A 12818-nucleotide genomic window follows, 5' to 3' on the forward strand; every position below is an offset into this window, starting at 1 on the left:
GTTTTTCAAGCCTGCCTAATTTATCAGTCGGCCTTAACCGATACAAGATCAAACTGTTCCAGATATTGCCTCGATACCACTTCCCACAGATAACGGCGATTTGCAATTTCAGACATATCTTTTGCAGACTTCTCTAACAATGAAGCATTGTCGTTTCTTAAAAGAGCAATCAGTTGCTCTGCATCCCGAAAATAAAAAGCTTTATTTTCGGTCGTTTCTCGATTATATATGACATCATAAGCCAAAATCGGACAATTAAAAAACATAGCCTCCACTAATGAAGGATTTGTACCTCCGGCACTATGTCCATGAATATAAAAGCGGCAATTATTCCTCAATACATACAAAACATCAAGATCATAGACCGGATCGATCAATTGAATATTCCCGACCCCGCTATATTTTCGTTTCAGTTCTTGCCCGTATGCACTCTTATCCCAGTTACCGATAAAAACCAACACATCACCGCTTTTCGCAAAAGCTTCCAAAGTAATATGGCAATTGTTTTCCGGCTCGATACGGCACACCGTGAACGAATACTCTTTTCTTTTCAACCCATAAAGGTCCAATATCGCACGTTGTCTCTCCTCTCCGACCGACCGTTTCACATGATCCCCTCCGTAAGCGATCAATGCAGAATCTTTTCCGTAGACATCAAGAACATAATCTTGAATACCTTTATTATCCGCAACGATCACATCCGCAAAACGAACAGCCATAGCCTCGGAAAATCTCAAAAACCAACGGGCAAATCTTCCCCATTTCGCCCGTCGGTGCTCTAATCCGTCAATATTTATAACCAAGCGTTTTCGGCAAAACAAGCGAAATACCGGTAAAAATATACACCCCGATACACCTAATATGACAATCACGTCATATCCCCGCATCACTTTCAACAAAGACCAAATATCGTACGGAGTACTCTGGAAACCATTCGCATGTAACGGGACATATTTCAAAAAAGCACCTTTATAAGACAATAAACGCTCTTCTTTTTTAAAGTCTTTACTACTGCAAAATACCGTATATTGCACTTCAAGAGGACAATTTTTCCCAATGATGTTCTCTACCAAAGTCTCAAAACCGCCATATCTCGCGGGAACACCCTGAGTGCCCACGATTGCAACATTTTTCATAAAACGTAAAGTGTTGAAAATCTATAAGATTCTATTCTGTTTAAATTTTGAACAGCCTCTTTTTAAGAAGCTTTCGAGAATATTTTTTGTTCCGATAAGGAGTATGACAGAGTACAATGACACGCAAGAAACGAAAAGCAAGTTCAAAAAAATAGCTCTAAATATTTTATTTTAAACAGGCTTTCAAGCGTATCCATTTTTCGGGGAATAATGGCAAGTTTCTCTTCACTGTTTCATACGTCAGTGTGGTAGGGTAATATGGTGATTCGGAGCATTTGATAACACTCTCAAAAAGACGTCAGAAACACGAGAATAAGACCTTGCCATACCCCGTATATAGAAAAAGTATCTGTAAAGAAATTAGTCGAATAATGATAAAATAGATTCGGTCATTTTATCGATATTGAAATTTCGAGAATAGGCAGAAGCATTATTCGACAGTTTATTATATAACTCTTGATCGGATAAAAGCAGATGAATATATTCGACAATTTTATTCAAATCCTGCACATCTATTTTATACCCATTCTCTCCATCCGTTACCATTTCGGCAATTCCGCCTTCTGTCGGTACAATCACGGGAAGTCCGGCACTCATGGCCTCTAATGCAGTCAAACCAAATGTCTCGACAGCCAATTTTTTATCAGTCAAATTAATTACTATCGAAGCCTCATTATAAAATGGAACTACATTATTTTGACGTGGATATATAATTAAATTTTGGGAACAAAAAATATTATATTTATACAAAAAAGAATCAATATTTTCTTGGACATCATTAATAACTAATACAAATTTATATTGTGGCAACCTGTTAGCCAATTCGATAAATTCCCGTGTACCTTTATATTCTTTTAATGATGAAAGCATTAAGACAGTTTGTCGTCCGAATGCAGCTTCCGTATCCGGATGCAATCGGTTTGTAAACTCCTTAGGCAAAGCATTCGGAATAACACATACCCCTCTTTTTCTACCCAAAAATGATCTTTGATATTGCGACACACAAATAATTTTATGTGCCAGCTTTTGCATCAGAGTTGCCAAAATCTTATAAAAAGCCCCCTTGACGAAAGCGTTTTCATGATAATGGTATATCACTTTTTTCCCCATCATGCGCCCTGCCAATGCAGGACCTACCGGAAGCAATGTGTTAATATAAAATACGGTCTGTTTTTGAAATAAATAACGAAAAGCTATAAGAAAAGTATATAACTGAACACCCAAATACCGAAACATAGTTACTACCGGATTAGCAGAAAAATGATAACCATACGACATTCTTTTCAAATTTGCATGTCCGGTAAGTTCATCCAAAACTCCCCCCTTTGAGGTTATCAGATCTACTTCATACCCTTTATCCAGTATTCCCTGTAATACCATCTTCAGCACTTTAGGGCTGCCGCTATAATCATTGAAAAGGTGGAAACAGATAATGTGTTTCATACGATTCTATTCTTAAAATTTTCTATCGCTTGATCATAACATTTCTGTAAAAAGAGTTCTCTATCGTCCCAAGTATATTTTTTTGCACATTCTAAAACTCCATACGCTAATTGTTCGAATTTTTCCGGATGTTCCAATAAATAATCGATATTTTTCGCTAAATCAGAAACACACTGCTCATAAGAACGAATTGGTATTTTTACACCGCAACGCTCACAAATTGTATCATGCATACCACAATGATCAAAACTCATGGTCGGGACGCCATGACTCATAGCTTCCCAAATAGTAGTCGGATTTCCTTCACTTAAACTAGTTATTACATGAAAATGAGCAGAATTGAATATTTTTATGGCCTCTATTCTTGATAAATGACCATGCCATCTAATTATGTAGTCTATATTTTGTTTTCTTGAAAATTCCTCTAATAAAGATCTCGTAGGACCATCCCCGATAATATCAATAATCAGTAAATCTTTATGTTTAACAAAAATAAGAGACTCTAATAGAATATGTACGGCTTTTCGTTCAATTAAGCTCCCTATTATCACAAAATGGTATTTGTCGGTATTAAATTTCTCAACATTTAAAGAAATATCTGCTGCAATTGCATTCTCTGGCAAATAAGAACTTTTCTTATGTAATATCCTCTCAATTTTTTTTTGGTTTTCTGTCGTAGCTGTCAACAATAAGTCTGTATTTTCTAAAGCTAACTTTAATCTTTTATTCTTCCTGAGTTGTATTTCATTCATTACATTTCTTAATCTAAATTTAAACTGTGCCAATAAAGAGGTATGTTTCTGCAAAATGACATTCGTTTTATTACTTCCTCCAATTGGCCCCCACAAATAAGGTATTCCAAGTTTCCATAAATATCCGGGTTCTCGATATCCAATCGGTCCGACAAAATGTATCAAATCAAAATGCTTATTTTCCATTAAGTTTTTAACTTCATCATATACTTGCTTTTGCCAAGATCGATAAGCCCAATAAAATGTATAGTTAAAGAAGTTATGACGATTACACCAATTCAGTATATTGGTTTTTTGATTCGGACTTACACATATGAATTTTACGTTAGGGAAATAATTCCTTTTCAGATATTCTTTCATTTCACCACAATCCCCAAGATGTTCGCCTGACACTCCATATATAACTGTCAACCTATTATACTTCGACATACGTGTTACATAATTCCAAGCTACAGAATATTCTGAACCTTTAGTAGGTGAAATTTGATATGCCAAAATCAATATATCTTTCATAAATAAATTTTTTAACTAAAACAGTGGCAGCGTTTGAGAATTTCCTTATTTGTATAAAATAACATTATTACAGCCCATGTAATCTGTAGATTTATACCTGTTAGGAAAACAGAAAAAAACCAGAATGCAATACTTGCAATTTTATTAGAAGTGTCATAACAAATCTTAAATGAGAATAGTGTAATTAGAATAAAAGGTAAAAAACCATATTCTACTGCGTACAATAATAATCCTCCTCCTGTATAACCTTGCTGAACCCCCCAAATAGATTTAGACATTATTGTCGAAATAAAATCTATTCCTTTCCCAAACCAACCATCAAAACTAGCCAAGTTTATTTGGTCAAAACACACCATCGCCGGGATAATTCTCAAAGCCCCACTATGATCGGCTCTCACCATTTCTCTCATATCAAAAGAAAATGTGGCAACCGCTAATCTGTATGTTCTCATAAAAGAATCTATTTCAAATATTCGGACTATAACTATAATAATACTTAGAAGAATAAGTAACGAGAATAAAGTTTTCCGATTAAAAAACTTAAACAAAACTATTAAAAGAAACAAATAAGCTCCCGCACTCATCATTGTAATCATAGACCACAAAAATGCAATCCAGACCCCTTTATCATCTCTCCATTCCTCTTTAAGTATTAAAACCTTTCTTGTTACGTTTTCTTTGATAGTTAAATATGAATACATCAAAATCGCCATCATTCTCCCGCTATGCTCCGGTTCAGACATTAATGAATTTAATTTCCACGGAGTCTCAGGATTATAATTGCTGACATTCAATATCGGAAGTCCTGTCAATACACATATTTGCTGAATTACCAATACTATAAAGTAAGCAAAAATTAGAACTTTTAAAAATCTCAAATAACCGTCAGCATCTATATCCGAAATGTATAAAACCTTTGTAAGTGTCATAAAGTAAATAACAAACATACATCCATACAGAACAGTACTCCATCTCATTGATTCCGGATGATTAAGAAGCGGGAAAAATATACTCATCAATATAAATATAATGAGCGGTAAATCTGTCTTGATTTTAATAATCGGATAGAATAAAAATAGAATTGGAGATATGCCCATTGCAATAATAAGCAATAAATTCCGAGCTCCATCACCTAAGGCGAAAGCTGGAGATATAAACAGTAATGTAGTGCCTATAATAAATATTTTCCGTGATATATTAGGGGATACAGATGATAATACCATTTTTAGTATCAAATTATTATAATACAATAGAAAAGGCCATTTCCAATTGTTCGGAAATATTTTTAAGAGAATAATTTTCTAAAATATATTTTCTTAAATCAGGTTGAAAAGTTTGTCCTTGCATCAATTGGGAAACTGCTAATCCAATTTCATCTATGCTATATGGATCTACTTCTACTGCCATATTATTATAATACTCTTTGGGACCTCCTAATCGAGTAATGACAATATCGCATCCCATTACCGCAGCATCAAGTGCAACAATACCTACTCCTTCATAAATGCTGGGAAGTGCAAATACTTTAGCACGCTTATACAGATCTAACATCGTATCGTAAGAAATATATCCCATGTAAGTGACATTAGGTTTATCTCTTATCCAGCTATCAAGCAGCTTTTTCTCTTGTTCGTTCCGTAAAATTCCTCCTAATACCAACTTAAAATTATACTTTACAGATGCATCAATTAGCCTCTTTACATTTTTTCGAGCATCACATAACAGACTAATATGTAAACAAAAAGGTTCTCGCTCATTCCCAAATGATTCAGGATTAACATTATAAGATAATGGTATTATCCGGCATTTAGAAGCAGAAATACCAAAACCCTGTGAAAGATATAATTTTTCATATCGGGAACGCACAAGAAACAGTTTTACTTTCTCTTTACAACTACGCAATGCATGATAGGAATTATTTAGTCGTAATTTATTACATCCCCAACGGGAATAACACTTCAAAGCAATTAAGCTATAATTGGGATCAAGTATGGGGGCTACTACAATATGAGGATTTATGGGATACAGCCATTTGATTATATCTTGCATATACTCATTAAATCCGAAAAATAATATTATATCGAACTGTTTCCAATTATTTTCTTCCCACATATTTATAAGCGTCACTGCATGACTTAATTTTTCAAGCCCTTTTTTCCATGTATTAGCTTGGCTTACAACGCCATCTGTCGGAACAATTCTCGGATATGATAAGATAAATGCTATTTCCATTTTTTATATTAATATTTTGTCATCATTTATATCTCTATATACACCGGTCTTTATCAACCTTGCAGGAATTCCCGCTAACAAACTATAAGTCGGGATGTCATAATACTTGTTTAATAAACTACGAGCCGCTACAATCGAGTAGGCAGGTACTCTCGTCCCTTGTAAAATTAAACACTGTGAAGCAATCCAGACATTTTCTTCTATAATCACTTCTTCATAACCTTTTCCTAAAAAATTCCCGTCTAAATCCTTAATCCGATGCATTGCGCTGTCCATAACCGAAACATCCCACCCAATTCTGACATTTTTACAAAATATAATTCTATAATCACAGTTTAAACGTAAGGATGCAGCATTTCCAAAGTTGTCCCCAAACTCAAGATAACTGTTCTCACGCAAAACCGTAATTGCAGAGTTAGCACCTATGGCAGCTCTCCCCTTAAAAACTATTGTCCCTTGGTTATGCCATCGAATTCCACTGTTGGGATACTGATTGGTTATGAAAATTCCCAACCGTATCATCCCGAATGTTATAACCGGAGAGTCTATAATAACTTTTCCTCTCATACAATAATAATGGGGATCGTATATAATGATGGGGATTTTTATTGCTTGCCTAAAAGGCAGATATTTCAGACAAAAAAATAAAGACGGCACAAGTGCCAATAATGTTCTTAGTTTCATTTTACTAAATATTCCATTTATTGAAAATATGCTTCTGTATCCAGTTCCCTACATAATAACTCAAAATAGAAACCATTATAAATACTGCAAAATTCACATAATAATTATTGAACAAATTTTCATTGCCAAATAAAGGCTTTCCGATCAAAACTATAAAATTAAAAAGATATACAGCTAAATTCAGATGTCTACTATTGGTCGTTTCATTTATAATATGCCTTATATATTAATCCCCCAAATTTTTTATATTCTTTTTTTAATTTCCTGTTATTATTCAATGTATATAGTATACATCTGAGTGTTACACCACATAATAATAATATGTTGGCAATTTTAAAATATAATATACCACGGGTCTTTATATAATATTTCTTCCGTCCGTCAAGTTCCATCAATTTGCGATGTTCTACAATTTTGGAACTCTTTCCTTCCAAATGAACAATCTTAGCTTGAGGTACATTGATGTTTTTATAACCAGCTTTTCTAATTCTCCATGATAATTCACTCTCTTCACAATACATAAAGAAATCAGGATCAAAAGTACCCACTGTATCTAAGACCGATTTTCTAAGCATCATATCAGCACCGGAAATATTCCCTACTTCTATCGCATTTTCAGATGTGTTATAAAACGGATATTTTACAAATCTTCTGCTAAATCCCAATGTCAATTCGGAAATTTCATATGATCTTATTCCGTAAGGAATTTTATGATAAGAATATGTATGCTGTAATTGCGCATTATATAAATTTCCTCCACAAGATCCAACATCAAGATGAGTATCCATATACTGCATAAGTATATAAATGGCATTATTTATTAAATACGTATCGGTATTTAGTAAAAAAATATATCGTCCTTTTGCGATTTTTATACCTTCATTATTTGCTTTCCCAAATCCTATATTTTCAGATAACGAAATGAGCGTAATTTGATCCCCATATTTTTCTCGAATTTCTTTCTCCGGATTTTCAGAAGAGTTATTATCTACGACAATTACCTCAAATGTAAATCCCGCACTTTTTTCATATATAGAATCAATAGCTTGTAACAATAATCGGGTAGTATTATAATTCACTAAAATGATAGATACATCCATAAAATTAAAATGATTTTTTATGTAGTAATTTTTTTAATTCCGCCATTAACGTATTCCGAAAAATATATTTCCATAAAACTTTTGTAATAGCCTTTTCCCAACCATATTTTTCATATAACACAAGGAATTTATCTCTTTTTATATTTCTCTTTACAGGCTTTCTAAAACTTTCTCCACCTTGTACAGCTTCTTCATACTCTCTTTTTTCTATATAAAGATTTTGCATAGAATTTCTAAATTCTGAAAAAAAATATTCACCCTTAGATGTATTCAACACAACAACAGATGCGTTATGGGCATTTCCGGTAAAAGGGTATAACTTCCCTAATCCTATAAAATCACCCAAAGTTATATCTGATATACGTCGTTCTGAAGCATATCTGCAGGAATAACAGCTCTCTCTAAGAGTTATGGATGTCAAGAAAGCTGTAAAATAATACGATAAAAAAGCTCTTTTGTTATACAAAACTTTTCCATTATTCCATAATGAAAAATTGTAATTGTATTTATCATTCCCTCTAAAACGACAATTTGTTGCAAGTCCTATTTTTCTTCCCAATATACGTTTTATTTCTCCAGACAAATAATCGGGAGAAGGTACTCCATGACATAATAGATCACAAGTAAGTAAATTATCATAATCTTTTCCTAAAAAGCTTTTTAATCCGGCTATCTGACAAGGAGTTCCAATAAATAAAACATTTTTCCCAGATTGTAAATCAACATCAACTTCTTTATATTTGAAATTAACGTATGCTTGTACATATTTAGACCCTTTCAGATCTTCTACATCAGAGATTGAAGTCACTTTATCAAAAACAGGGCGTAATTGTTTATCCCATTTAACACCATATACGATTCCATTTTTATTTTTTATCATATATTGTGAAAAACAAGTAGCAACACCACCTGAAGCACTTAATCGTCGATCTTTTTCATTTTTATTCCAAACAGCATAACAACCTATGGGAACTTCCCATTGAGGTTCTGTCCTGACAGGACATTTTTTTATACACAGTCCGCAATCTATACAAAGATCTTGATTTATTTGTGGGTGTAATTCACCGAACTTATCAGAAACAAGTTTTATACATTTATGTGGACAAACATTCTGACATGCAAAACAACCTGTACATTTCTCATACTCGCAAATAGTTTCCATATCAAAAACATCAATTATTTACAATATCTCTTAAATACGCAAACGAATCTTCCCGATCTTTTTGCAATATTAAGTTTGTTCTTTTATAATCTATTGGCGTTATAAAGTCTTTATTTAGATCTTTCTCATCTATATACAGTCTATCATGTAAACAATAATGAAAAAGAAGATTCTCAATTCTTGAATTTTGAGAAGATTTATCATTGCTTTTAAAGCGTAAAAACGTAACAAAATTCTTATTTAGGTTTATACTAATGGCTGAAGCATGAAAAGAGTCGGTACAAATTAAATTTGCATGATTTATAAGATAGATAAAATCCTGTAAACCTGCATCTTCAATAATCTCTCCATCTATTATAAAATGACTAGGTTTCATTGGTAATATAACAATACGATGAATTTTTGCACGTTCTTGTATTCGTTTTAAATTCTTTAGATATGATGAATTTTCTGCTATGAAATAGCATAATATGTATGGAGAATTTGTATTAAAATTTTCTAACGTTTTTTCCTCAGCAAAAGAATTCCATTCATTAGCAGATAATAAAAATGTAGGATCTAGAACTTTAAAAACTTTTTTACCTGACAATTTTTCAAGAATATTAATAGCTGTCTCTTCTCGAGAAGATATTTTTTCGTATTTTGACAAAGTATTCTGATATAATTTAATCTTATTTGTAGGAAATTCCTCAACACCTATACTTGAGGCATAAGAATACTTTAAAATATTAATATCTTGTAATAAAAAATAGGGCTCTGTATAATAAGGATTCCAAATTTGATCACTTCCGGCAACGACACAATCAAGAGTTGAAACATCTCTTTTAAAAAGTGCCCTTCCTATAATCCCTATTCTTTGTGGAAAACTTTTAAAATGAAGTTTTTTAAATTGTTTTATTTTCCGTTCTTTTTGGGGATGTAATCCATTCTGTATATTTTGTAATTTATTTCTTTTTATGCGAATCAAAATTAGTCTTGCGACATTACGCCATGTCAAACATTTCTTCATCAAAAAGCATTCTGCCCCAAGCTTTAGAATTACATAATTTAATGCAAATGCCTGTAATGATGTTCCATAATTACTTCCTCCAAACCAAGTAACTAAACCTATTCTTTTCATATAATTACATATTTCTAATTTCTGCAAATAAGGAAATGAATTTTCGAGCTTGTTCTATCGGTAAATACAAAGATTCTAATTTTTTCGATATATCTCTAAGAGTTTCCGGACTGTCTGGATTCTGTAAAAGATTATATATGGTAGAGGATAGAATCCTATAGTCTTTCGCCGGTTCATAATAATGGAATAATCCCTTTGAAGTTTCAAGAATTACAGGTATTTTGGTTGTAATTACAGATGTTTTATAAATAGCTGCTTCAATAGGAGTATAACCAAATCCTTCCATCAATGAAGTTGAAACAAATATTTCAGCTTTGTTGTATAAGAATGCCATTTCCTCATCAGATAAATTTTTCTCATATAATACTACTCGATTCATTAATTTCAGATCACTAATGAGTGGAATCATCTTTTTCTGCCAAAACTCTGTTGAACGAGCTTTTATTAATAGGATGTGTGGTATTTTATCTTTAATCAAAAAGAATGCACGTATAAGTGTTTCTATATTTTTATATTCCATCAAAGTATTTACAAATAGAATATACTTTTGATTTTCAATGTCCTTTAATCCTATCATTTTCCGTGATACAATCACACTGTTGTGTATTAAGTATAATGGAGCTTTTAGATAAGGTAATTGTTTTTGAATATTTTTACGAGCTTCTTCTGATATTGTAACAATAAATGTATTCTTATCAAGAATCCGATCCATAAAGAACTTATATATCTTTCCTTTCACAAATTGATTTTTCTTTAAAATATAAGTCTGTGCATCATGAAGGATTCCTACTTGTTTAGCCTTTGAACAAAATAATGAATCAATACTCATATATGGGCAAAAAAATATATCTATATTTTTTTTGACAATATATTTATCAATAAAAGAGCTGTAAATATACCCCTTTAAATGTGGGATTTTCTTTATTACCATAGATAAACGTTTAGGTAATAACAGTACCGTAAAGGAGGGAAATAGTTTTGTGAAATATTCTTTTTCCTGTGGTTGTATTATTATATGTATTTCTAACGCAACATCATTCAAATCTTTAAATCCATTCAGTAGTCTATACGTACAATTGTATACTCCGGAAACCTGAGTACTGTCCATAAATGAACAATCTATGAGAATCTTCATCATATTTATCGTTTTATAACTCTCTTGATTTTATTAAGAAGCAATATTTTTTCTTTTGAAGATAATCCTATAAAAAATATTATTATAGCACAATACAACCCGGAAAAAATAATTGTAAAAAACAATCTATGTATAGTCGGAAGGAAATAAGAATGTATGATATATACAGGAATCATAACTATACAAAAAACAACCAATGCCTTAAACAATACATGTTTAAAATATTTTTGCACATTAAAAGGAACAAGAGTTTTAACAACAAGCAGCCGGCATATCAATGCAATAGCTTCCATAAAAAGGGCAACTTGAAAAACAGAATCAGAATTATACCCTAATTTTAAAAAAGTATATGATATGGGAATATTTAATAAAAATACACTATTGACTATCAATTGAAATTTACGGATATTGCCAGAAGAGGAAGCTGCTGTGATTATTGGAGATGAAAATGTTGTCAATAATCCGGTCAATAACACATATCTACAAAAAACTACAGTATGCTCAGGAACAACATTCAGCCATAAATAAAGAATTTGTTCCATCTCTGTGAAAACAGGTACTACCAAAAGTAAAAATAAAAAAAATGATATTTTAGATGATACAAATATTAGGTCTTGAAAATATATAAAATCTTTTGAAGCGTATGATTTTACAATCTGAGGATTTACAGATGTCTGAAAACTAGAAATAAATGAATATAACGCATGAGTAACTTGAACAGCAATTCCTCTCGCCGCATTTACGATAGGTCCTCCAAAAATATTTAGCAATATATTTTGACCTTGTGTATTGAGAATATTGACTATACCTCCAAAAATATTCCATCCAGTAAAACCTGTAAGTTCCTTATAAATAGTCATGTCTTTAACTAAATAAAATTTACAGATAGAAATTCTTCTATTACAATATATAGAATATATAGACAATATTATAAAAGCAACAGAACACATTAAGATAGCATAGGTCTTAAGCTTTTCCCAAAGGACCCATGTAAGTATTAAAGCCATTAACAGTTTTAATATCGCCTCAACAATACTTATATAAGCATAGACTTTCATACGCTCATACGCAATTATTGTTGCTAACAAAGGAACTTGAATGAGAGAAATCATTGAAGACAATACAGAAAATTGAAATACCCAGTTTGCTGCATTTATTTTATCATCGGGAATTTCAAGTCTATTATTTAAAAACCATAAACCAATTGTTTCTGCCAGTAATAATATAAAAATAGCAATTATTATATGAATGGTTACAGAAGCATTAAAAACTTTATTTAATTGAGAAATATTTCCCTTGCCTAACTCATAATTTAGAAATCGCTGTGTACTTGAAGCCATCGCAACATTTAAAAAACCAAACATACCAACGACTCCTCCAACAACATTGTATATACCAAAATCAACAACACCAAGAGCATTTAGTACAAGGCGTGAGGTATACAAAGAAACTCCCATCGTGATAAACATTCGAACATATAAAACCAACGTATTCTTTATAACAAGATTACGTTGACGATTTACTTTATCACTCATTTCTAA

At 32.0% G+C, this 12818-nt stretch carries 11 protein-coding genes; all 11 read right to left on the bottom strand.

Annotated features, from left to right (window positions below):
* Window positions 1-23: 23 nt before the first annotated feature.
* The 11 genes from QUE35_RS02335 to QUE35_RS02385 all read right to left on the bottom strand — a co-directional run bounded on the left by QUE35_RS02335 (window position 24) and on the right by QUE35_RS02385 (window position 12812).
* Window positions 24-1136 carry a DUF1972 domain-containing protein gene (locus QUE35_RS02335; RefSeq protein ID WP_022602655.1) on the bottom strand — a complete coding sequence of 371 codons (1113 nt, stop codon included), beginning with the start codon at window positions 1134-1136 and terminating at the stop codon, window positions 24-26.
* Between the two features lie 360 nt (window positions 1137-1496).
* The gene (locus QUE35_RS02340) at window positions 1497-2579 is read right to left on the bottom strand and encodes a glycosyltransferase family 4 protein (protein WP_122329705.1); all 1083 of its coding nucleotides are present in this window, start codon (window positions 2577-2579) and stop codon (window positions 1497-1499) included.
* Entirely contained in the window at window positions 2576-3844 is a 1269-nt protein-coding gene (locus QUE35_RS02345; protein ID WP_022602651.1) for a glycosyltransferase family 4 protein, read from the bottom strand. Before QUE35_RS02345 ends, QUE35_RS02340 begins: the two co-directional genes overlap by 4 nt.
* Before the next feature lie 11 nt (window positions 3845-3855).
* Entirely contained in the window at window positions 3856-5067 is a 1212-nt protein-coding gene (locus tag QUE35_RS02350; RefSeq protein ID WP_022602650.1) for a hypothetical protein, read from the bottom strand.
* Window positions 5068-5083: 16 nt separating this feature from the next.
* A complete protein-coding gene (locus QUE35_RS02355; RefSeq protein ID WP_022602649.1) occupies window positions 5084-6076 on the bottom strand; it encodes a glycosyltransferase family 4 protein in 993 nt (330 codons plus the stop codon).
* A gap of 3 nt (window positions 6077-6079) precedes the next feature.
* Window positions 6080-6760: an acyltransferase gene (locus QUE35_RS02360; protein ID WP_022602648.1), complete on the bottom strand. Its 681-nt coding sequence runs from the start codon at window positions 6758-6760 to the stop codon at window positions 6080-6082.
* 203 nt (window positions 6761-6963) lie between these two features.
* A complete protein-coding gene (locus QUE35_RS02365; RefSeq protein ID WP_022602646.1) occupies window positions 6964-7860 on the bottom strand; it encodes a glycosyltransferase family 2 protein in 897 nt (298 codons plus the stop codon).
* Window positions 7861-7864: 4 nt separating this feature from the next.
* Window positions 7865-9022, bottom strand: a complete 1158-nt coding sequence (locus QUE35_RS02370) for a Coenzyme F420 hydrogenase/dehydrogenase, beta subunit C-terminal domain (RefSeq protein WP_022602644.1) — start codon at window positions 9020-9022, stop codon at window positions 7865-7867.
* 10 nt (window positions 9023-9032) lie between these two features.
* Complete coding sequence (locus QUE35_RS02375) at window positions 9033-10142, bottom strand: polysaccharide pyruvyl transferase family protein (protein WP_022602642.1); 1110 nt, start codon at window positions 10140-10142, stop codon at window positions 9033-9035.
* A 4-nt stretch (window positions 10143-10146) separates the two neighbouring features.
* Window positions 10147-11280 carry a glycosyltransferase gene (locus QUE35_RS02380; protein ID WP_022602640.1) on the bottom strand — a complete coding sequence of 378 codons (1134 nt, stop codon included), beginning with the start codon at window positions 11278-11280 and terminating at the stop codon, window positions 10147-10149.
* 2 nt (window positions 11281-11282) lie between these two features.
* Complete coding sequence (locus QUE35_RS02385; RefSeq protein ID WP_031258895.1) at window positions 11283-12812, bottom strand: MATE family efflux transporter; 1530 nt, start codon at window positions 12810-12812, stop codon at window positions 11283-11285.
* Window positions 12813-12818 lie beyond the last annotated feature (6 nt).

It is taken from the genome of Coprobacter fastidiosus (assembly GCF_030296935.1).
GTDB classification, from domain to species: Bacteria; Bacteroidota; Bacteroidia; order Bacteroidales; family Coprobacteraceae; genus Coprobacter; species Coprobacter fastidiosus.